17 protein-coding genes are annotated in these 23,013 nt (G+C 59.6%); 3 read left to right on the top strand and 14 right to left on the bottom strand.

Features of this window, described 5'->3' with window-relative positions; translation table 11 throughout:
- Positions 1-4: 4 nt before the first annotated feature.
- From tolB to aspS, 9 genes are all read right to left on the bottom strand, one after another.
- Positions 5-1,318, bottom strand: coding sequence for a Tol-Pal system beta propeller repeat protein TolB (tolB, locus tag BUA49_RS10260; RefSeq protein ID WP_072797042.1), 1,314 nt, complete (start codon positions 1,316-1,318; stop codon positions 5-7).
- Between the two features lie 16 nt (positions 1,319-1,334).
- Complete coding sequence (gene tolA, locus BUA49_RS10255) at positions 1,335-2,372, bottom strand: cell envelope integrity protein TolA (protein WP_228704448.1); 1,038 nt, start codon at positions 2,370-2,372, stop codon at positions 1,335-1,337.
- A gap of 22 nt (positions 2,373-2,394) precedes the next feature.
- Positions 2,395-2,841 (bottom strand): protein TolR, encoded by a 447-nt coding sequence (gene tolR / locus BUA49_RS10250; protein ID WP_072797040.1) that lies wholly within the window; start codon positions 2,839-2,841, stop codon positions 2,395-2,397.
- A 34-nt stretch (positions 2,842-2,875) separates the two neighbouring features.
- Positions 2,876-3,577 (bottom strand): protein TolQ, encoded by a 702-nt coding sequence (gene tolQ, locus BUA49_RS10245; RefSeq protein ID WP_072797038.1) that lies wholly within the window; start codon positions 3,575-3,577, stop codon positions 2,876-2,878.
- Between the two features lie 3 nt (positions 3,578-3,580).
- On the bottom strand, positions 3,581-4,042 hold the full coding sequence (ybgC, locus tag BUA49_RS10240) for a tol-pal system-associated acyl-CoA thioesterase (RefSeq protein WP_072797035.1): 462 nt from the start codon (positions 4,040-4,042) through the stop codon (positions 3,581-3,583).
- Positions 4,035-5,066, bottom strand: a complete 1,032-nt coding sequence (gene ruvB / locus BUA49_RS10235) for a Holliday junction branch migration DNA helicase RuvB (RefSeq protein WP_072797033.1) — start codon at positions 5,064-5,066, stop codon at positions 4,035-4,037. Before ruvB ends, ybgC begins: the two co-directional genes overlap by 8 nt.
- Positions 5,067-5,205: 139 nt before the next feature.
- A complete protein-coding gene (ruvA, locus tag BUA49_RS10230; protein ID WP_072797032.1) occupies positions 5,206-5,835 on the bottom strand; it encodes a Holliday junction branch migration protein RuvA in 630 nt (209 codons plus the stop codon).
- Positions 5,836-5,865: 30 nt separating this feature from the next.
- Positions 5,866-6,393, bottom strand: a complete 528-nt coding sequence (gene ruvC, locus BUA49_RS10225) for a crossover junction endodeoxyribonuclease RuvC (RefSeq protein WP_072797030.1) — start codon at positions 6,391-6,393, stop codon at positions 5,866-5,868.
- Between the two features lie 13 nt (positions 6,394-6,406).
- Positions 6,407-8,209, bottom strand: a complete 1,803-nt coding sequence (gene aspS / locus BUA49_RS10220) for an aspartate--tRNA ligase (protein WP_072797029.1) — start codon at positions 8,207-8,209, stop codon at positions 6,407-6,409.
- 335 nt (positions 8,210-8,544) lie between these two features.
- On the opposite strand from aspS, the gene fabR reads away from it, so the two are divergent.
- Positions 8,545-9,168, top strand: a complete 624-nt coding sequence (gene fabR, locus BUA49_RS10215) for an HTH-type transcriptional repressor FabR (protein ID WP_072797028.1) — start codon at positions 8,545-8,547, stop codon at positions 9,166-9,168.
- Between the two features lie 23 nt (positions 9,169-9,191).
- Here the strand turns inward: fabR and BUA49_RS10210 are convergent, their stop codons facing one another.
- From BUA49_RS10210 to pcm, 5 genes are all read right to left on the bottom strand, one after another.
- Entirely contained in the window at positions 9,192-9,626 is a 435-nt protein-coding gene (locus tag BUA49_RS10210) for an HIT domain-containing protein (protein WP_407656676.1), read from the bottom strand.
- 19 nt (positions 9,627-9,645) lie between these two features.
- Positions 9,646-10,986 (bottom strand): UDP-glucose dehydrogenase family protein, encoded by a 1,341-nt coding sequence (locus tag BUA49_RS10205; protein ID WP_072797026.1) that lies wholly within the window; start codon positions 10,984-10,986, stop codon positions 9,646-9,648.
- 39 nt (positions 10,987-11,025) lie between these two features.
- A complete protein-coding gene (galE, locus tag BUA49_RS10200; protein ID WP_072797025.1) occupies positions 11,026-12,021 on the bottom strand; it encodes a UDP-glucose 4-epimerase GalE in 996 nt (331 codons plus the stop codon).
- A gap of 2 nt (positions 12,022-12,023) precedes the next feature.
- On the bottom strand, positions 12,024-12,524 hold the full coding sequence (tadA, locus tag BUA49_RS10195) for a tRNA adenosine(34) deaminase TadA (RefSeq protein WP_175547566.1): 501 nt from the start codon (positions 12,522-12,524) through the stop codon (positions 12,024-12,026).
- 194 nt (positions 12,525-12,718) lie between these two features.
- On the bottom strand, positions 12,719-13,327 hold the full coding sequence (gene pcm, locus BUA49_RS10190) for a protein-L-isoaspartate O-methyltransferase (protein ID WP_072797024.1): 609 nt from the start codon (positions 13,325-13,327) through the stop codon (positions 12,719-12,721).
- 204 nt (positions 13,328-13,531) lie between these two features.
- Here pcm and BUA49_RS10185 point away from each other — a divergent pair, with 204 nt between their 5' ends.
- Positions 13,532-14,557, top strand: a complete 1,026-nt coding sequence (locus BUA49_RS10185) for a universal stress protein (protein ID WP_072797023.1) — start codon at positions 13,532-13,534, stop codon at positions 14,555-14,557.
- On the top strand, positions 14,554-23,004 hold the full coding sequence (locus tag BUA49_RS10180) for a GH36-type glycosyl hydrolase domain-containing protein (protein ID WP_217650404.1): 8,451 nt from the start codon (positions 14,554-14,556) through the stop codon (positions 23,002-23,004). Before BUA49_RS10185 ends, BUA49_RS10180 begins: the two co-directional genes overlap by 4 nt.
- Positions 23,005-23,013: the final 9 nt, after the last annotated feature.

Raw genomic sequence — 23,013 nt, 5'->3', positions numbered from 1 at the left:
CCGACTACCGAACAATAGGCCCCCAGGCCGGGTCGCGAACATCACCTTCCGAGGCGGGAAGACTGTACGCAGCGCCGCCATCAGCAGAGATGACCGTCAGTACGCTTTCACCACTTTGTTTGGTGGCATAGATCAGCATGCGGCCATTTGGCGACACGCTGGGGGACTCATCGGATTCTGTACGAGTGAGAACCGTCTCCTCATCGTTTTTCAGATTGGTACGGGCGATGGTGAATGCCCGGTCACGCTGGTGCACGTAATACACATAATTACCTGAGCTGTCCGGGCGCGGCCGTGCGTTGTAACGGCTACCGAACGTAATGCGGCGCGGCTCGGCGCCCGGTTTTGCCATGTAATAGATCTGGGGGCCGCCCGAGCGGTCTGAAGTGAAGAATATGCCATCACCTGAACTGTCCCAGGCTGCTTCGGTATCGATCGCCCAGTGGTTGGTGAGCTTTGTCACTTTGCGGGACTGAAGATTCATCTGATAGATTTCGGCGTTACCATCCTTCGACAGAGTCATCAGCATGGATTGCCCGTCCGCTGACCAGGTCGGAGCCGAATTCAGGCCCGGGAAATCGGCTACCTTTGAACGCTTGCCAGACCTGAGTTCGTGAACAAAAATAACCGGCTTATCGGTTTCAAATGAAACGTAAGCCAGCTTCTCTCCATCCGGCGACCAGGCGGGTGACAGAATCGGCTCCTTGCTCTCAAGACGAACTTTGGGACGCTTTCCGTCGATATCACTGACCTGCAGCCTGTAGCGGCGCTCCCCGTTAGCCATATCGAGAGTTACATAGGCCAGTTTGGTGGAGAAGGCTCCCGAGACTCCCGTGATAGCTTCATACACTTTATCGCTGATGTGGTGGGCCAATGACCGCATATTCGACGCCGGCGCTGCAGCTGTCTCACCGAGTATCCGCTCTTCACGGTTCACATCAAACAGCTCGTAACGGGCCTCCACACGATCGCCGTTACGGGTCAGCTCGCCTACCAGCACGTAACGCTGCCCCAGCAAGCGCCAATCACGGAAATACACATCGGCGCGTTTTGACGGCAGGCTCAGCATTTTCTCAGGCGGCAAGGCGCGAAACTCGCCGCTCATGGCCAGATCTGCCTGCACAATGCTGCTTACCTTATCTCCCGCAGGCATGCTGCCGTTTTCTGCAAACGGCACCACGGATACCGGGATAGCTGAGTCGGCACCTTCGGTAACCCGGATCAATAATTCGGCCTGAACACTGGTCGCCACCAGAAGCATCAGGGCAGCCGCTGCAAACAACGCCTTTAATGGCCTGAACGAAATTCTCTGTATCATGGTGTTACCCGCTTCCTTATCTCAATCTTCGAGGATTGAATTCGATCGTGAACTGGCGGAAATAGGTTTCAAACGTGTCCCGCTCACTCGGCACCGGATACCGGGTCAATGACCTTACTGCGCCCAGCGCAGAGTTATCAAATGCTGTATTCCCGCTGCTGGTGACAAGTTTTACGCCAGCCAGTTCACCGGTTGGCAGCAGTGTAATCTGCAAACGCGCCGTCATGTCTTCTGTCGCCGAGGAAGGCGGATACCAGGCCTGGCTGAGACGCTCACGGATCAGTGCCTGATATTTCTGGCTCTCCGACAGCATCTGCGTTTCTCTGGCTCTGGCAGCGGCAGCCTGTTCTTGACGCCGCGCTTCATCCGCGCGTGCTTTTCTGGCTTGCTCTGCCTGGGCCTCCAGTTGCTGCTCCTGAAGACGTCGCTCAGCTTCAAGCCGCTTACGCTCGGCTTCCTGTCGCGCCTGCTCCTCTTTTTTCTTACGCTCGGCTTCTTCTCGTTTGCGCTGCTCTTCTTTGCGCTGTTTTTCTTCTTCTGCCTTGCGCTTTGCCTCTTGCTGGCGCTGTTTCTCTGCCTCAGCCTCAGCCTCGGCTTTACGGCGTTCACGTTCTTTCGCTTCAGCCTCCGCTTTCTGGCGCGCAGCTTCTGCTTCGCGGGTTTCTTTGGCCTTACGCTCTTCGGCTTTCGCCTGCTCTTCAGCTTTACGCTTGGTCTCTTCGCGTTTTTTCTGCTCAGCGACCTTGCGGGCTTCTTCTTCCTTTTGCTTCTGGAGCTTCTGTGCTTCTGCCTGCTTCTGTTTCTCGAGCTCTTTCTGTTCCTGCTCTCGATCCGGCTGTTCTACCGGCTCAACAACCGGGCTCGGCTCCGGCTCCTGCTGGGTAATAAGGCGAGCGGAAATACTGCTGGGAGGAGGCTCTTGGATAGGAGACGACCACGACCAACCTGCAAGGGCGACGCCGACGATAAGCAGGTGCAAAGTAACCGACAACACGACTGGCGACTTCCATGGCGGCGCTCCGGTACTGATAAATTCCCGTTCCTGACCTGTCACAACAATTCCGCCTGCCCTGATCTCACGTTTCGTCCGGGAGCGTGTCGGTAATCAGACCAATGCTGGTTGCCCCCGCACCCTGAAGAGTTGCCATCAAACGAACTACCGTGCCGTAATCTACATTCTCGTCGCCACGCACGAGTATGTCTCTGGATGTCCTCTGAGACAGGATTTTGGCCACCTGCTCACGCACTTCCGAAAGCGGCATGGGATCGCTGCCCTTGTCGCCGACTTCAACGTAATAAGCACCGTTGGCATCCACAGACACGATGATGGATTCCACATTTTTGTCTGCCTGAATCGGGTCAGACGCGGTCTCCGGAAGATCAACTTTCACGCCCTGAGTCAGCATGGGCGCCGTGACCATGAAAATAATCAACAGCACCAGCATAACGTCGATGTATGGAACGACGTTAATTTCCGCCATCGGCTTACGCCGATTTTCGGGCATCATCCCGATACCTTTCATAGCGCTGTACTCCGGCTGCTAACAGTAAACGTCATCAGGCTGTGCCCTTCTCGGCGCTGTTATTGGCACTATGAACCCGACGATGCAGAATGCTGGAAAACTCTTCGGCAAACGTTTCGTAATTCTTCAGAAGCGCATCCGACTTGGTCGAGAAGCGGTTGTAGGCAATGACCGCAGGAATAGCCGCAAACAAGCCCATGGCGGTGGCAATGAGTGCTTCTGAAATACCTGGGGCCACAGTGGCCAGCGTAGCCTGCTGAACCTGAGCCAGACCGCGAAACGAATTCATGATGCCCCAAACTGTGCCGAACAGGCCGACATAGGGACTTGTTGAGCCCACTGTGGCAAGAAACGGCAGATGGGCTTCCATGCGTTCCTGCTCGCGGGAAAATGCGACCCGCATGGCTCGCTGGGTACCTTCCATAACGGCATCTGCATCCCTGCTTTGCTGGCGCAGCCGGGAAAACTCTTTGAAGCCAGCACGAAATAACGACTCCAACCCGGAGAAAGGTGTCGGCTCAGCGTTCACTTCGCGATAGAGCTGCCCCAGATCCATGCCGGACCAGAAACGCTCTTCAAACGCAAGCTGCGCCTTCCGGGCCTTGCGAAACACCTGAGAGCGCTGAAAGATAAGCGCCCAGGACATAACCGATGCGGCTGCAAGCAACAACATGACCAGCTGCACCAACACACCGGCATTTGAAATCAGACTCCAGACTGATAATTCCGAATCCACCGCTTACTCCTGGATTGTTCCGTTTTCTGTTTCAGGGTGCGGCCTGCTCTGCTCAAGCAAACCCCGCATATTTTCCGGTAAACGTATCGGCCGCCCACTGTCGAGGGCTATGCACGCCACTTTTACATCTGCCTCGCACAACTTTTTCCGATCCTGCACCCGCACAACCCGTTGCCTGAACTCCATCCAGACCCGGCCAAACGCCAAAGGTTCTGCCGTTACGATGAGCTCATCATCAAGCCTGGCAGGTGCGGCATAGTGAATTGAAAGGCGCTGTACAACGTAACTTATGTTATCGGCCATCCCGGCCCGGAGACCAATTCCGCAGCTGCGAACCCACTCTGTACGGGCACGTTCCATAAAATGAAGATAGCGGGCGTGAAAGACAACGCCGCCGGCGTCTGTATCTTCAATATAAACCCGGATTGGCCAACCAAACTTTGCAGCCGTTTCGCAGTCACTCAAAAGGGCCTCCTTCTGAACCTGAACTCTCCCTTACAATCCCGAAGTGCTGATAAGCGTGGGATGTCACCATGCGACCACGGGGCGTACGCATTATATAACCCTGTTGAATCAGAAAAGGCTCGAGCACATCTTCAATGGTGCCGCGCTCTTCACTGATCGCTGCTGCCAGGCTTTCAACGCCCACCGGGCCGCCATCAAACTTTTCAATCATCGCCAGCAGCAGGCGCCTGTCCATATGATCGAAACCCTCGCTGTCTACTTTCAGCATGTTCAGAGCCTGGTCCGCGATCCCGGCATTGATGTGCCCGTCTGCCCGCACTTCCGCATAGTCTCTTACCCGACGCAACAGACGATTGGCTATCCGTGGTGTTCCTCTTGAGCGGCGCGCTATCTCATAGGCGCCCTCTTCATCAATATCGACACCTGAAAGCCGCGCGGAGCGCACGATGATATGGGTGAGATCCGCAGTGTTATAAAACTCCAGCCGCTGCACTATGCCGAAACGATCCCGCAGAGGAGACGTCAGCAGACCAGCACGGGTGGTTGCACCAACGAGTGTAAAGGGTGGCAGATCCAGCTTGATCGAGCGCGCAGCTGGCCCCTCGCCGATCATGATGTCCAGCTGGTAGTCTTCCATCGCCGGATACAGTATTTCTTCCACCACAGCGCTGAGGCGATGTATTTCATCAATAAAGAGAACATCACCCTCTTCAAGATTGGTAAGCATCGCGGCCAGATCGCCTGCTTTTTCAAGAACAGGCCCTGAGGTGGTCTTTATTGCGACCCCCATTTCATTGGCAATAATGTTGGCAAGCGTGGTTTTACCAAGACCCGGCGGCCCGAAAATAAGAACATGATCCAGCGCTTCCCTGCGACCCCGGGCAGCTGAAATGAAGATGTCCATCTGCTCCCGCACCGCAGGCTGCCCTACATACTCGGAGAGCAACGCAGGCCGGATAGCGCGATCCTGAACCTCTTCGTTGTCACCGGCCCGGGCTGAGATCAGTCGGTCGGATTCAATCATTTACTCGTCCGTTTATCGGGAATCAATAGACTGCCACTTAAAGCCATAAGTATTCCAATTGTACAAACAGCTATCTGCGTGTCACGTTACGCTCTCTACAGGTTTGGCGCTACATAAGCGACACATTAAAGTAACGTCATCAAGCAGGGATCATATTTCTGAGAGCAAGGCGAATCAGGGCCTCACTGGACATACCTTCTTCTGCCACTTTAGTGATTGCTCGCGCTGCCTCTTGGGGCTTATATCCAAGCGCTATGAGCGCAGCCTCGGCTTCGTCTGCAGGGTTGTGCGCGGTAAATGACAGCTCAGGCGCATCGGTTTCGGAGCCCGCTGTGCCTGCCGACGCAGGTATAAACTGCCCTTCCAGTTGACTTATGCGGTCTGCCATCTCAATCAGCAGGCGTTCTGCCGTCTTCTTGCCAACTCCCGGAAGTTTTACCAGAGACGTGATGTCACGCCCTTCCACACAGCGAATAAATTGCTTTGCATCCAGGCCAGACAGAATGCCGGCAGCCAACTTCGGGCCCACACCGTTCACCTTGATCAGCAACCTGAACAGATTACGATCAAGACGTGAAACAAAACCATAAAGGCTCTGGGCATCTTCACGAACCACGAAATGTGTATGAAGGGTAACTTCCTGCCCGACTTCCGGCAGGTGAAAAAAAGTGGTGTAGGGGATGTCAACTTCGTAACCCAGGCCACTGCATTCAACCAGCGCCTGCCCGGGTGTCTTTTCGACCAGAATACCTCGGATACGACCTATCAAGGAATGCCTCCTGCCGCTCCTCAGAGCAGTTTATTGTTGTCGCACGCGCCCGCTGCGAGCCTTGCCCGCACCGCCGGCTACTCTCAGAATGCTTTGATTCATATGCGCGTGACACAGTGCGATTGCCAAAGCATCGGCTGCGTCAGCCTGAGGCTTGCGGGAGAGTGACAGCAACACCTGAACCATGTGCTGCACTTGAGATTTGTCGGCACCGCCCTTACCGACCACAGCCTGCTTGACCTGCCGTGCAGAGTATTCATGCACCTCAAGCCCGCTGGTCGCAGCGCCAACAATAGCGGCACCACGAGCCTGCCCGAGCTTGAGGGCTGAATCGGGGTTGCGCGCCATGAAAACCTGCTCGATGGCAAACTCCTGAGGCCGATATTCGCCAATCAGGCTCACCAGGCTCTGGAAAATGATTCGCAGGCGCTCCGCCATAGGCTTTTCGCCCACACGGATGCACCCGCTATCGATATATTCTATGTGCCGGCCCTCGGCGCGGATAATACCGTAACCGGTGATCCTTGAGCCGGGGTCCACACCCAGAATAATCGCCACATCAGTGCCCTATTTATTCTTCGCCCGTTTCGGACGTATTGCCTTCAACCGCTTTTACCGGCTTACGCAGGCGAATGTGAAGCTCGCGCAACTGCTTTTCATCAACTTCACCCGGCGCCTGGGTCATCAGGCAGGTTGCGCTCTGGGTTTTCGGGAAAGCGATTACATCCCGAATCGAGCTGGAACCGGTCATCAGCATGATAAGGCGATCCAGGCCGAAGGCAAGACCACCGTGGGGCGGGCACCCGTACTTGAGCGCGTCGAGCAGGAACCCGAACTTGGCGCGAGACTCTTCCTCACCAATGCCCAGAATGCGGAACACTTCCTGCTGCATTTTATCGCTGTGGATACGAATCGAACCGCCACCCAGTTCGGTGCCGTTAAGAACCATATCGTAGGCACGGGACAAAGCCGTTGCCGGGTTCGCAGCAAGCTCTTCAGGGCTGCAGCTTGGCGCCGTAAACGGGTGGTGAATGGCGGTAAGGCTACCATCTGGCAGTTCTTCGAACATGGGGAAGTCGACCACCCACAACGGAGCCCAATCGCAGGTCAGCATCTTCAGATCGTGACCAACCCGGATACGCAGTGCGCCCAGGGCTTCATTAACAACTGAAGTTTTGTCGGCGCCAAAGAACACGATATCGCCGTCTTCGGCACCCGTGCGCTCGATGACTGCCATGGCAACTTCGTCACCCAGGAACTTGACGATGGGCGACTGCAGGCCTTCTACGCCTTTGGCCAGGTCATTCACCTTGATGTACGCCAGACCTTTGGCACCGTAGATGCCCACAAACTTCGTGTATTCATCAATCTGCTTACGGCTCAGAACACCGCCCTTGGGCACACGCAGGGCCGCCACGCGACCTTTCGGATTCTTTGCTGGCCCGGCAAAGACCTTGAAATCAACGCCGGCAACCAGGTCACCCACATCCTGAAGCTCCAGAGGAATACGCAGATCCGGCTTGTCGCTGCCGAAACGATCCATGGCTTCAGCGTGTGACATGCGCGGGAAAGCCGGCAGTTTAACATCCATGACGTCTTTGAACAGATTGCGAATCATGTCCTCGTTCAGGCTCATCAGATCTTCTTCATTGATGAACGACGCCTCGATATCCACCTGGGTAAACTCAGGCTGGCGATCTGCCCGCAGGTCTTCATCACGGAAGCACTTGGCAATCTGGTAGTAGCGATCCACACCCGACACCATCAGCATTTGCTTGAACAGCTGAGGCGATTGCGGAAGCGCGAAAAAGGCACCCTCGTGGGTGCGGCTCGGCACCAGGTAGTCACGGGCACCTTCCGGTGTTGCACGGGTCAGGATGGGTGTCTCCACATCCATGAAGCCGTTGCTGTCGAGGTAGTTACGGATATAGCTGGTTACCCGTGAACGGAAGCGCAGACGGTTCAGCATTTCCGGGCGACGCAGATCGATAAAGCGATAACGCAGGCGCACGTCCTCGCCCACATCCACATGCTCGTCCAACGGGAATGGAGGCGTGGCGGCGGCGTTCAGGATGGTCACTTCTTTGCCGAGCAGTTCAACCTGGCCTGTGGCCATGGTGCTGTTTTCGGTGCCCGCCGGGCGGCGACGGACGAGGCCTTTGATCTTCACCACATACTCACTGCGCACTTTTTCGGCAAGCGCAAAGCTTTCGGCGGTATCCGGGTCTACCACGACCTGGGATATGCCATCCCGGTCGCGCAGATCCAGGAAGATAACCCCACCATGGTCACGGCGGCGGTGTACCCATCCGCAAAGTGTAACTTCCTGATCGATGTGAGATTCGTTGATCCCACCGCAATAATGACTGCGCATACCGGTTCCCGTAGTGTCTGAGTTTTACGTAATTGTCTGAATAAGTCTGGCAAGCAAGCGGGCGTATGGCCTTCTGAAACACGCTGTAAATATGTCCATGTTCGCTCGGCTCCGCCATCCATGGCTCCGCAAGGTTTCAGAAGGCCATACGCCCGCTTGCCGTCAATTTGATTCTGGCCCGCCAAATAAGCAGGAACCATACTTTAAAGGCGCACCATTATAAACATATTGGCGCCGGAAATCAGGCGTGTTTGCCCCGGATTAAAGGGGTACGGATGACTCCCGGTAGACAGGTCGCTAGAATGCAGCGTCAATGAGTCACTGGAGCCATTACTTTGTCAACCAGAGCCGAGCAAAAACTTCTCACCCGGCGCACCCTTATGGACGCTGCGCTCGGCCAGCTGAGCGCAGATCGAGGCTTCGGGAGCCTGAGTCTGCGGGAAGTGGCGCGGGAGGCTGGGATAGCGCCAACATCGTTTTACCGCCATTTCGCAGATCTGGATGAGCTAGGCCTGGTACTGGTGGATGAAGGCGGTGTGGCCCTGCGGCAGCTGATGCGCCAGGCGCGCAAGAGGATTGCCCGGAATGGCAGTGCCATCTCTACGTCCGTAGAGACTTTTATGGAGTATCTTGGCAACAACGCCAACCTGTTCCGGCTCATGCTCCGGGAACGTACCGGTGGCTCCAAACCGTTCCGGACAGCCATCAAGGCTGAGATTGATCATTTCGTAACGGAACTTGCCGACGATTTGCGACGTTTTGCGGAAGAACAGCACAAGCCTTTGTCTGATGCGCGGCTGGTCGCCGAGGCGATGGTCACTTTAGTTTTCAACCAGGGCGCGGACGCGCTGGATGCAACGCCAAAGGAGCTGAATGAGCTGAAAACCAAGCTTAAAACTGAACTCCGGATGATTCTGATCGGCTCCCAGAGGCTTGCCAAGCATGCAGCAACCCGCTAATCCGCAGTAACAGACTACGACGCTCAGACGGCGTCAAGCTGAGACAACACAGGCGCCAGAGACTGCTTAACCTCTGCCAGCTGTTCTTCATCATAAGGAACCGGCGGCTGCTTCCCCCACACCGGGCCTGGCCAGGCAGGATCACCCTCAAAGCGAACAATATGATGCAGATGCAACTGGGGAACCATGTTTCCCAATGCCGCCACGTTCATTTTGTCACCGCCGAATGCCTCCATCATGCCGCGACTGAGCGCCGAGGATTCCTGAATCAGCGCTTGCTGCTGCTCCGTGCTTAACTCGTAGATTTCACGGATGCCGGCAAACGCCGGCACCAAAATCACCCAGGGCCAGGTTCGATCGTTCATCAACCGAATTTCGCATAATCCACTCCAACCGAGGCTGATGGTATCCGCCGCCAACCGATCGTGAAGACGGTATTCCGAACCCTGATTCATCATCGCATCCTGTGCTAGCCCATCAAGAATGGAACTGGTTACGGCCCCGGCCGATGGCGTAGTAAATCAGGCCGTGACGTTCCAGCATCTCCGGCTCGTAAAGGTTACGGCCATCAAACACAACGGGCGAACGCAATGTTGATGCGATAGCTGCGAAGTCCGGTGAGCGGAACTCTTTCCATTCGGTGCAGATCGCAAGCACATCTGCTCCCCGAAGCGCCTGCTCTTTGGTGCCACACAGAGACAAGCCTTCATGGTCGCCGTAAATGCGCTGGGTTTCTTCCATGGCTTCCGGGTCAAACGCCTGAACTGTAGCCCCGGCATTCCAGAGATCGTCCATCAGCGTGCGGGCCGAGGCTTCGCGCATATCGTCAGTATTTGGCTTGAACGCCAGCCCCCAAATCGCAACCACTTTGCCCTTCAGGTCACCGCGGAAATAGTGGCTGATCTTGTCGAAAAGCACGTGCTTCTGAGCGTAGTTGACTGTCTCTACGGCATTGAGCAAATGCGCATCATAGCCGCAGTCGCTCGCCGTGCGTGCCAGAGCCTGCACATCCTTGGGGAAGCAGGAACCACCGTAACCGCAGCCCGGATAAATAAAGTGATAGCCGATACGCGGATCTGAGCCTATACCACGACGCACCGCTTCGATATCAGCGCCCAGGCGCTCAGCCAGATTGGCAATCTCATTCATGAAGCTGATCTTGGTGGCCAACATCGAGTTGGCCGCGTACTTGGTCAGCTCCGCAGACCGGATATCCATGAAGATCATGCGGTCATGGTTGCGGTTGAACGGGTAATACACTTCCCGAAGCACATCGGCCGCTCTATCGCTGTCGGTCCCGATAATGATGCGGTCCGGCTTCATGAAATCGGTGATCGCCGCGCCTTCTTTCAGGAACTCCGGGTTAGAGACCACATCAAACTCAAGCTCCAGGCCGCGATGATCGAGCTGTGCTCGTACGGCTGCCTTGACCTTATCGCCGGTACCGACCGGCACCGTGGATTTGTCCACAATGACTTTGTAGTCATCCATGTACTGCCCGATAGACCTGGCAACCGCCGTTACGTACTGCAGATCGGCGGAACCGTCTTCATCCGGGGGCGTGCCCACTGCAATGAACTGGAGGGTTCCGTGCTGCACGGCTTCCTGTGCATCCGTGGTGAACGCCAGACGCCCGGCTTCGACAGTGTGCTTGACGATGTCGTCAAGCCCGGGCTCGTAGATGGGAATCTGACCATTCTTCAGCTTGTCGATCTTGGCCTGATCAACGTCCATGCACATTACGTCATGGCCAACATCGGCCAGACAAGCTCCGGTAACAAGCCCGACATAACCGGTACCAAAAATCGTTATCTTCATCCTTTAAATCCCGATATTTTTAATATTTCAATAAAGTTTTTACTGGCTAGCAGCAGCTTTTTTCTTCTGCCAGATTGCTTCCCAGGCCAGAGCGGTACCCACGATCGTTTCCAGATCATCATAGGCAGGCTGCCAGCCCAGGGTGTTCTTAATCAGTGCATTGTCTGCCATCAGCGCGGCTGGATCACCGGCTCGACGGCCGGTTTCAGCCACCGGGAAATCGACACCGGACTGCCTGCGCACCACATCAATCACTTCCCGCACCGTAAAGCCGCGGCCATAGCCGCAGTTCATAACTTTCGACTCGCCGCCGCCAGCCATGTAATCCAGAGCCATTACGTGCGCACTGGCGAGATCTTCCACGTGAATATAATCACGGACACAGGTGCCGTCGCTGGTATCGTAATCCGTACCAAATATACTCATCCCTTCGCGCTGCCCGGTTACGCACTCACAGGCCACCTTGATAAGGTGAGTCGCTTCCGGTGTTGCCTGGCCCAGCAAGCCGTCCGGATTGGCACCCGCCACGTTGAAGTAGCGCAACACAACGTAATTAAGACTGGAAGCCGCCGCAAGATCCATGATCATCCGCTCGCTCATCATCTTGGATGCGCCATAGGGGTTGATCGGGGCAAGAGGGAGGTCTTCTGTAAGAACCGTCTGCTCCGGCATGCCATAAACCGCAGCAGTTGAGGAAAACACCATGTACGGCACTTTATGCTTGTCGACGGCCTTGAGCAGATTCAGTGTGTTGCAGGTGTTATTGCTGTAGTACTTCAGCGGGTTTTCAACAGACTCCGGAACCACAATATTGGCAGCAAAGTGCAATACGGCTTCAAACTGATGTTTACTGAATACCGCGTCAATAGTGGCGGTATCGGCCAGATCGCCCACCACCAGCTCGCCAGCGGTGACGGCCCAGGCGTAGCCGGTAGACAAGTTGTCGAACACCACAATGTCGTGGCCGGCAGCAGCGAGTTGGCGCACGACGTGGCTACCGATATAGCCGGCACCGCCGGTAACGAGAACTTTCATGTTTATTTACTCCGTTGCTGACGCTTGGTTTCGCGCCGGCGATTGAAAAAGCCACTGATGAGACGGCTACATGGCTCTGCCAGCAAACCGCCACAGGTTTCAACACTCCAATTCAGATGAGGTTCATCAAAAGTACGCCGGGCTGACTCTACCGCTCCGGACTTGGGCTCGGTGGCACCGTAAACCACGCGACTGATGCGGCTGTGCACAATGGCACCCACACACATGGTGCAAGGCTCCAGTGTAACGTAAAGCGTAGCTCCGCTTAACCGATAATTGCCCAAGTGTGCCCCAGCCTGACGCAAGGCGCAGATTTCTGCATGGGCGGTTGGGTCGCAGCTGCTGATAGGTCTGTTGAACCCCGCACCGGCTTCCTGGCCATTCACCACAACCACCGCACCGACCGGCACCTCACCCAGCGCTGCCGCCTGCTCCGCCAGCGCCAAAGCACGTCGCATCCAGTGTTCGTCGTCAGTCCGCAGCTGAGTCAAAGGTTTATTCATCAGATTCCCATAAACGTGATCTTAAAGTTTCAACTTCCAGCAAGCGGTTGGCCGCCCGCTTCAGAATATCCCGGTTACGAGCGAGAATCTCGAAGGCTTGCTCTGTCACTTCGCTCAGCAACTCACGCTGCTGTTCTCCAATAGGAAATTGGTGCAATCAGGCAGGAATTGATCGAATCTTGAACCGGCATCAGTCAGTAAATAAGGGGCACAAAACGAAAGCCAGGGAAATTACTCTGTTCAATGCTGCCGTCCTCGCGCTTAAAAATCACAACCATGTCGTTCTGGACTGGGATCACCATGATGCCGCCGGGGTTTAGCTGCTGGATCAGTTCTTGAGGGAGTTCTTCTGCGGCGGCCGAGACCAGAATTTTGTCGAACATCTGCCCTGGAACGCCAAGAGCCTTGCCGGCTATCTGCAGCTCGATGTTATCAAACTGGTATTTTTTAAGATTACTTCGAGCCAGCTCCAGAAGCTCGGGAACGCGCTCAACCCCCGTCACAAAACCCGATTTGGCCGTTTGAGCCAGAAGCGCTGTGCTCCAACCCGAACCACAGCCTATGTCCAGAATACGGTCGCTTTCTTCAAGCTGCAAAAGCTCCAACATAAAAGCGACGGTGTAGGGTTGGGAGATCGTTTGTCCTGCACCGATGGCAAGAGGATGATCTCCATAGGGCTCATCCTGCAAACCTGGGCTCACAAAATCTTTACGGTCAATACTGTTAAAGCTCTCGATAAGCAGTGGTGATCTGAGCACTGCGCGTTGCTGCAGATAACGAGAGAGTTCGTGATGACTTTTCATACGCTTTCCTGAATACACCCCTGATCCAAACATAACAAACCACCTCTCGGAGTGCTACCGGTGGCAAACTTGCTTTCCAAAAGATAGTAAGTTATCACTATTGTGACAGGGCCTTTGATGAAACCATCAACCAACCGCATGGCCCGACCCGGTAGCTGAGTAGTCGATTTCTGCCTGATGACGGTTCGTCGTAAGGAGTACGACATGTCTGAATCTGAACTCCCGACGGAGGCTCCGCAGTCGGGCCGCCAGTTCGCCGAGCAACCCATCCTTCGCCAAGTCCTGGCCTGTGTTGATTCGCCTCCATTGGCGCTCGATGCAGCTCCCTTTACGGAAGCCGTGTTGGCGCATGCGGCCGCAGTGGCCGAGGCCGTCGGTGCACGCATGACCGTCATGCACGTGCTTGAATCGCCAACGGCTCAGGAGCCGATGGATCCGGTGGAGTGGGCGTTGCGTCACCGCGACGCGACGGCGTATCTGCACGATCACATGTCGCGCTTCAGCGATCTTCACGCCGATGAGGTGATCGTGGCCGGGCCGCCCGCCGAGCGCATCAACGCATGGGCTCATGATAACGCGGCAGACCTGATTGTGCTGGGTCGAGGCGGCGAAAGCGATGGGGCCTTCGTCCGACTGGGCGACACGGCGCGTCGGGTCGCCCAGGTCGCCAACGCATCGGTGTTGCTCGTGCCATCGATGCAGGTCGGCGACAAGCCGATACGGTATCGCAAGGTGCTCATCCCGCTCGACGGCTCATCACGATCGGAATGCGTCTTGCCACTCGGTTTGGAGATTGCAGCTGCCCACGGCGCCGAAACGGTGCTCGTCCATGCCGCCCCAAAGGCCGATCTCATTGAGTCGGACCTGCTCGATGCGGAGGCCGTCGCCTTGCGCGATCAGTTGTACCGCCGCAATGAACTCGCCGCCCGACGCTATCTGGACTGGATTCGATCCCGATTGCCCGCCACGCCGACAACCCGGATCCGGTTGTTGCCAAGCGGCGATGCGCGCCGTGCGCTTGCACTCACGGCCGCGGAAGAACACGCCGATCTGATGGTGCTTTCCTCCGCCGGCAAGAGCGGACATGCGGACATGACCTTGGGCAGCGTCGCCGACTATCTAATCAACCGCATGAACATCCCGGTGCTGCTCGTGCGGCAAAACAGGAGAAATCCGCCGACACCAGACCACGCCATGGACACGAGGCTACCGAGCCAGGGGATGATGTGACACCGGCCGCTCCGCCATTGGAAGACACCACCGCACCGGCTAGCGTGTATGCACGGGGCGCGGCCGCACTCCGGGCTCACCACGACATCGTCGCGGGTCCGCCCGAGGCGGCCTCCGCCTGGCGGCAGCTCTCCGCCTTCCTCCCCTGGCTGGATCGCGTTCGTGACCATTGCATTGAGCCACCACCCAATGTGGCCAAGGCCTCGGAGTGGCTGTTCGACAACGAGTTTCACCTGCGCCGCGCCGTCCGACAGGTGCGCGAGGATCTCCCCGCCTCGTTCTATCGGCGCTTGCCGCGACTCGCCGCGACCGATTACTGCGGCATCCCGCGAGTCCTGGCACTGGCGCGAGGCATGCTCGACGTGGCGCAGATACAGGTCGGCCTCGCAGAGGCAGCTGATTACACCAATACCTATCAGCGCGACGGACCGCTGACGATCGCCGAACTCTGGGCGTTTCCGGCGATGTTGCGCCTGGTCTGCCTGGAGGAGCTCGTTCAGTCGTTTTCCGAGCTTTTGCCCCAGCTCGCTTCGCCATTCAAACCCACGCCGCGGTCGACGCTGCACCAGCCGCTCGACCCGGCCGAAGGCGTCTCACGCGCGATCTCGGCCCTCGTGGCGATCTCGAACATCCCCTGGAAGAAGTTCTTCGAACAGGTGAGCCGTGTCGAGGCGATCCTGCAGGATGATCCCGCCGACGTCTATTCGGCCATGGATTTCGACACGCGCGACCAATATCGCAAAGCTGTTGAGGACATCGCCGACGGTGCGCCGGTCTCCGAGTGGGAAGTCGCCGACGCCGCACTGGAACTGGCGCGCGCTCATGCTGGAGCAAGGCGCTCAGGGCACGTCGGCTGCTGGCTGATCGCGGAAGGCCGGGCAGAGCTCGAGCGGCAAGTGGGCTTTCGCGCCGGATGGCGCACGAGCTGGCGCCGCTGGGTCATGGCTCATCCTGGCAGAAGCTATGCCGGGGCACTGACAGGTTTCACCGTGGCGGCACTGTTTTTTCCGGCACAGCTGCTCGCCATGTTCGACGCCAGCGCGGCAGCGTGGGTGGCGGGACTTGCGCTGGCGCTCACGCCGGCCATGATCATCAGCGTCACGTTCACGCACTGGCTCGTCAGCCGGTTCGTCCCGCCCCGGGTGCTGCCAAAACTCGCCATCGAGAACGGCCTGGACGCCGGCTGCGAGACGGTATTGGTAGTGCCGGTGATTCTGCGCCACGAGGCCGAGGTCGCGCCGCTGATCGAGCGGCTGGAAATGCACTGGTTGTCGAATCCGGACCCGCTCATACGCATGGCGCTGCTGAGCGATCTCGCGGACGCCGATTCGGAACACACGCCGGTAGATGCGCCGATCGAAGCCGCTCTCGTCGCCGGTGTGCGCCGCCTCAATGCGCGCTACGCTGAGCAGGCACCGTTCGCGCTGCTCCACCGCAAGCGCCGCTGGAATGCCGCCGACGGCCGCTGGATGGGCTGGGAGCGCAAGCGCGGCAAGCTCGAGGAGCTTGTAGGCCTCATCCTGAGCCACCTGCCGGATGCGTTTGTCTTGCGTGAAGGCGATATCGACACACTTTGCCAGGCGCGCTTCGTTGTCACGCTCGATGCAGACACCAAAGCGCAGCCGAATGCCATCAACCGGCTGGTGGGAACGCTGGCTCATCCGCTGAACCGCGTCGAGTTAGATTCGGCCACCGGAAGGCCGACACGCGGTTATACCTTCATCCAGCCCAGGGTCGAGATTTCACCCGATGCCGGAGACCAGTCGCTGTTCACCCGTCTCTACACCGGCGATACCGCGATCGATATATACAGTCGCGCGGCCTCGGATGTCTATCAGGATCTGTTCGGCGAAGGGATATTCACCGGCAAGGGCGCGTTCGACGTTGCCGCATTCCACGAATGCCTGCACGGACGCGTACCGGAAAACGCGATCCTTAGCCACGATCTGTTCGAGGGGCTTCACGGCCGCGCCGCGCTCGCCAGCGACATCGTCTTCTACGAGGATTTTCCCGCGAACTATCTCGCCTACAGCCGGCGCGCCCTGCGCTGGATCCGGGGTGACTGGCAGCTCACCCCCTGGCTGGGCGGCATCGTGCCAAGCCGCGGCGACAGGCGTGTCGCCACCCGGCTTTCAGCGCTCGACCGCTGGAAAATGTTGGACAACCTGCGCCGCAGCCTGATCGCCCCAATGCTCGTTGCCTTGGCGACGGCCGGATGGCTGATGCTGCCGGGACAGGCCCTGATCTGGACGATGCTGACCGTGGGTGCGCCGGGTGCTCACCTGTTCACCGACATCATCCCCCGCCTGGCACGTGGCCGCAAGCGAGGCACGACGCGAAGCATGCTGCACGCGCTGGCCGACCATGCCGGGCGCTGGCTGCTTGCGGTTATCTTCCTGGCCCACGAGGCCGCGGTCGCCAGCGAAGCGATCGCACGCACCCTTTGGCGCGTGCGTGTATCGCACCGCCGTCTGCTGGAATGGACCTCGGCGGCCCATTCGGCTACGGAGGTTTCACAAACCTGGCTCGGTACCTGGCGCGAAATGGCCGCCGCACCCGCCCTCGCGGTTGTGATCACACTGACCCTCGTGTGGCTGAACCCCGTCGCCCTGCCGGGAGCCGCACCGCTGCTGCTGCTGTGGCTCGCCTCCCCCCAGATCGCTTGGCTGATCAGCCGCAAGCGGCAACGGGTGTCGGAAATCCTGGGGGCGGAAGACCGACTCTATCTGCGTCTGGTCGCGCGACGCACCTGGCTGTACTTCGAGACATTCGCCGGCCCCGACGACAACTGGCTGCCGCCCGACAACTACCAGGCTGCTCCGCACGAGGAGATCGCGCACCGTTCCTCACCGACCAATGTCGGGATGCTTTTCCTGTCGGCACTGACAGCGTGGGATCTGGGCCATATTGGCCGGCGTGATCTTGCCGCGCGCATGAGCGCAGCGCTGGCCGCTCTTGATCGACTGGAGAGTCATGCCGGCCATACACTCAACTGGTTCAACACCAGAACGCTCGAGCCGCTCGAGCCGCGCTACGTCTCGACAGTCGACAGTGGTAATCTGGCGGTAAGCCTGCTGACGTTGTGCGCAGGCTGCCGGGAGGCCGCGGCCGGGCCGGCAATGTCTCCGGTACAGTGGGACGGCCTTGGCGATACCCTCCTTCTGCTGCGCGAGGCTGCCTCCGCACTGCCTGAGACGGATCGAGGTGCAATTGCCGATCACCTCGATGCCATCGTCAACCAGTTGCCCGCGATCCGCCGTTCGCCGAAGGACTGGCGATCGGCCCTGATGCAGCTCGCCACGGACGACTGGCCGCAGGTTCAAATGCGCATTGCCCGGGTGCTCGAGACCGGCATCGAGGCCAACTCACATGAAATCCATCTGTGGCTCAAGCGTGCCAATCACCACTTGATGACCATGCGGCGGGATCTCGGCGCGCTGGCGCCATGGCTCGCCCTGACCGAGACATCACCGGCCGGGCTGGAAGGCGTGTCGGAGCTGATCGAGGCGTTGCCCCCACCCGATGCCCCCTTCGCCGGGATAACCGACCGGATCAACCGGACGCGCCGCGTCCTTTCACAACTGGTTCCGGTCGACCCGGAAAGTCGACGCTGGGTCGCCGAGATGACAGCGGCGCTCGATCAGGGCGAGACGGCTTGCCATGATCTCCGCGACAGTCTCCACCAATGCGCTGCACGGGCGGAGGCACGCGCCTTCGCCATGGATTTCCACTCGCTCTATGACGAGGAGACCAGCACCTTCTTCATCGGCCACAATCTCGACTCCGACCACCTCGACCCGCACCACTACGATCTGCTGGCGAGCGAGGCACGGCTGACCAGCTATTTCGCGATCGCCAAGCGGGACGTGCCCATCAAGCATTGGTTCCATCTGGGGCGCCCGATCACCAGAGCGGCCGGTGCGCTGACAATGCTGTCGTGGAATGGGTCGATGTTCGAGTACCTGATGCCGACGCTGCTGTTGCCGAGCGAGGCTGGGCGGCTTCTCGGCCAGAGCGAGCGAGCCGCGGTCGCCGTGCAGCGGCGCTATGGCGAGACGCTCGGACTGCCCTGGGGTGTGTCGGAATCCGGCTTTGCAGTTCGTGACGACTCGCACCACTACCAGTATCAGGCATTTGGCGTTCCCGGGCTCGGTCTGAAGCGCGACCTGGCCAAGGACTATGTCGTCGCGCCCTATGCAAGCGCCCTGGCGTTGAGCGTCGCGCCAGCCGCAGCCACCTCCAACCTGCGCCGTCTGGACGGGCTCGGCCTGCGTGACCGGTACGGATTCTTCGAGGCCGCCGACTTCACGCCGGACCGGCTGCCGGCAGAAGGCGACTTCTCGCCGGTACGCGCCTACATGGCCCATCACCAGGGCATGATCTGTGCTGCGATCGGCAACGCGCTGAACGACGACATCCTGATCAGGCGTTTCCGCCGCGATCCGCGCCTGCGCGCCACCGAGCTGCTGTTGCAGGAGCGCGTTCCGTGGGAACTTCCACCCGAGCGGCCGACCGAGACCGTCACCACGACACCGGATCTGACCCGCATACCGACACCGACGCTGCATAGCTGGTCGACACCACACCAGTCCGGGCCTCAACTCCATGTACTGGGCAACGGCAGCCTGGCCGCCTGGATCAGCGATACCGGGGACGGTGCACTCTGGTGGCGCGGACAGGCCCTGACGCACTGGGCGGGAGATCCCGTTCGCCGTGGCGGCGAGGCGCGGATCCATGTCAGCGAGCCCGACGGCGGGGCAATCTGGACGCTCGGCGGACACGGCTCGAACCGGGTGTCGGACACGTGTTACTACGCCCACAAGATCGAGTTTCATGAGCGCAGGGAAGGCCTGTCGACGAACCTCGAAATCGTGATTGCAGCCAGCGACGATGTAGAGATCCGCCGCGTCACGCTCTCCAACGACAGCGACCGGGTGCGCGAGATGGATGTGACGAGCTATGCGGAGATCGTGCTGGCGCCTGCGGCCAGCCACGAACGCCACCCCGCCTTTAGCAAGCTCTTCATCCACAGCGAGCGTCTCGATGACCAAAACGCGCTTGTGTTCGAGCGCCGCCCAAGACGACTCGATGATCAACCACCGGTCCTGCTTCATCGCCTGCTCTCGACTGATGCAGCGGTCACGCCGGCCGGCTTTGAGACTGACCGCAGACGGTTTCTCGGCCGGCACGGTGACCCGGAACGACCGCCAGGCGCGACTGCCGCGCTGGATGGCGCGGTTGGCTGGACGCTCGACCCGATCATGGCCTTACGGGCCCATGTTATCCTGGAGCCCGGGGCTCAGGCACGGATCGATTTCGTGACAGTCGCTGCCGGTTCACGCAAGACCGCTCTCGGGATCGCCGAGCACTTCGCGACCGGGCCGGCTCTCGATTGGGCGACGGAAGACGCGCGGCGATCAGTCGCGCTCGAAGCGCAACGCCTCGGGCTAGACTCACGCATGTTGGCCGAGGCGCAGACCCTGTGCCGCGACTTGGTTTTCCCACGTACGCCGCCGATCCTGTTAGCAGCGGCGGGCACGGCGCTTCCTGCGCAGCCGCATCTCTGGAGCATGGGTCTGTCCGGCGATCTGCCAATCGTGCTGGTGCGAGTCGTCGACGAGGCCCATGCGACGCTGCTGCCGACCATCATCCGCGCCCATCGATGGTGGCAGAGACGCGGCCTTCGCGCGGATCTGGTGTTCCTGCAGGATGGTCTCTCAGGCTATGAGGAGCCGATTCGCGACCTGCTGTTTGCCGCACTTAGTGTTGCGAACCTGCCCGAGGGGCTGGGCGGACGGGGCGGCATTCATCTCCTGGCAACCGAGCGGGTTGGTGCGGTTGAGCGGCGCGCACTCGAGGCCACGGCCCGCATGACGCTCTTCGCCGCGGCGGAATCACTGGCCACGGCGGTGGCTCCGCCGCAGCTTGGGCGCACCCCGCTGCCCCGGTTCCAGCCGCTCGAACTGCCTACGTCGGAACCGCTAAACGTGACACCACTGCTGCGCCCCGACAACCTCGTTTTCGACAACTCACTTGGAGGCTTCACTCCAGCAGCAGGCGACTATGCGATTCATCTCGACGGCGGGCGCGTGACGCCGTCGCCTTGGTGCAACGTGCTGGCGAACGAGAGTTTCGGCTCGATCGTCTCGGAAGCGGGGCTGGGCTTCACTTGGTGTATCAACAGCGGCGAGCATCGCCTAACCCCATGGTCGAATGACCCGGTGGTCGATCCGCAGACCGAGGCGCTCTACCTCCGCGACGAAGAGACCGCCGACATCTGGACGCCCACCCCACTGCCTGCCGGCGGCCATGAATCCTGCCAGATCCACCACCGTGCTGGCGCCACAACCTGGCGGCGCAACGCGGAAGGGCTGGAACAGCGTCTCACCGTCTTCGTCCCCCCCGATGCCACTGTGAAGCTGGCGCTGCTTACCCTGGCCAATCCGGGTGATCGCGGGCGTCGGTTCACGGCCACCTACTATGCCGAGTGGCTGCTTGGCTCCATGACCAGCGCCGCGCGACCGCATCTGGTCTGCGGTTTCGATGCCGAAAACCAGGCACTGATCGCACGCAATGGCTGGAATCCCGAATTCGGCGAGCGCACGGCGTTTCTCGCCGCCAGCCGCCAGCCGCATAGCCTCACCTGTGACCGCGCGGCGTTTCTCGGCCGCCACGGCGATCCGGCCCGACCGGCCGGCCTCGTGGCCTGGAGCCTCGATGGTGCACTCGATAACGTGGCCGACCCGTGTGCCGCGTTCCAGGTCCACATCGATCTGGCGGCTGGCGCGACCGAAGAGGTCGTGTTCGTGCTCGGCGAAGGCAGCGATCCCGCCGAGGCGGCACGACTCGCGTCGCATTGGGCGAACGTCGAGACGGCCAAGCAGGGGCTCGCCGACAACGATGCCGCCTGGAAGCAGCGGCTCGGTGCCGTTCAGGTCACCACGCCGGACCCGGCTTTCGATCTCATGGTCAATCGCTGGCTCATCAACCAGACCTTCGCCTCGCGCGTGCTGGCGCGGGCCGCGTTCCAACAAGCCGGGGGCGCCTTCGGTTTCCGTGACCAGCTTCAGGACATGATGTCACTCATGTTCATCGAGCCGCAGCGCGTGCGTGCGCATATCCTGGATAGCGCCTCGCATCAGTTCGAGGAGGGTGACGTGCTGCACTGGTGGCACCCGCCTCAGGGACGAGGTGTGCGAACTCGCTGCTCGGACGATTTGCTGTGGCTGGTCTACGCCACCGGCCGTTATGTAGAGGCTACCGGCGATACGTCGATCCTCGCCGAGGAAATCCCGTTCCTGTCTGCTCCGCCACTGGAAGCCGATGAGGAAGATCGCTACGCCCCGTTCAACGCGGGCAAAGAGCGCGGGACGTTGTTTGAGCATTGCCGGCGTGCGCTGGACCGTGGCGTCACTGCGGGAGTGCATGGGCTGCCACTCATCGGCGCGGGAGACTGGAACGACGGCATGAACCGCGTCGGCATAGAGGGACACGGCGAAAGTGTATGGCTCGCCTGGTTCGCCGCGACATGCGCCGAGGCCTTTGCCAACCTCGCCAAAGACGTCGGGCGCAACGATCTCGATAACCTCTGGAGAGCGCGCGCAGATGATCTGCGTCGAGTGGCCGATGCATCAGGCTGGGATGGCGCATGGTACATGCGCGCCTTCGCGGATGATGGCCTGCCCTGGGGCTCAAAGGATTCCGAAGAGTGCCAGATCGACAGCATCTCCCAATCCTGGGCGGCGTTGGCCGACGGGCCCTCGTCCGAGCGAACCGCCGCAGCCATCAACGCCGCGACCGACCGCCTGGTCGATCACGATGCACGGCTGGTGCGTCTGCTGACACCTCCGTTCGATCGGACACTGCGCGATCCGGGCTACATTCGCGCCTACCCACCGGGTGTTCGGGAAAATGGCGGCCAGTACACTCATGCTGCGGCTTGGCTGGGCCTGGCCCACGCGCGACTAGGCAATGGTGACCTGGCCTACGAGATCTTCGACCTGATCAACCCCATCCGCCGCACCGACGACCTCGGCGGAGCAGAACTCTATCGCGGCGAGCCCTACGTCCTGGCCGCCGACGTGCGCGGCGCAGGACCCGGCACCGGCCAAGCTGGCTGGACTTGGTACACGGGGGCGGCCGGCTGGAGCTGGCAGTTGGCCGTCGAAGGTATTCTCGGCCTGAGCCTCCAGCGCGGCGCAGTCCGGATAGCTCCTCGAATCCCGACGAGCTGGGGTGGTGCCAGGGTCCGGATCAACGGCCCCGACGGCGTTCTGATCGTCACGATCAAGGATCCCGAACGAGTAGGCACCGGACGCGTCGAGCTCGCGGTGGACGGGCAGCCCGTGGACGACGATTGCATTGCCATCCCGACAGACGGAACGACAAAACGCGTCACCGCCCGTCTGCGGTGCTGCTCCATTCCGGCCTCGCGCAACAGACGGTAAGGGATAACC

This window comes from Marinobacter antarcticus (assembly GCF_900142385.1).
Lineage (GTDB): Bacteria > Pseudomonadota > Gammaproteobacteria > Pseudomonadales > Oleiphilaceae > Marinobacter > Marinobacter antarcticus.
The sequence above is the reverse complement of the archived record's forward strand: the minus strand, read 5'-3'. Positions and strand labels throughout refer to the sequence as shown.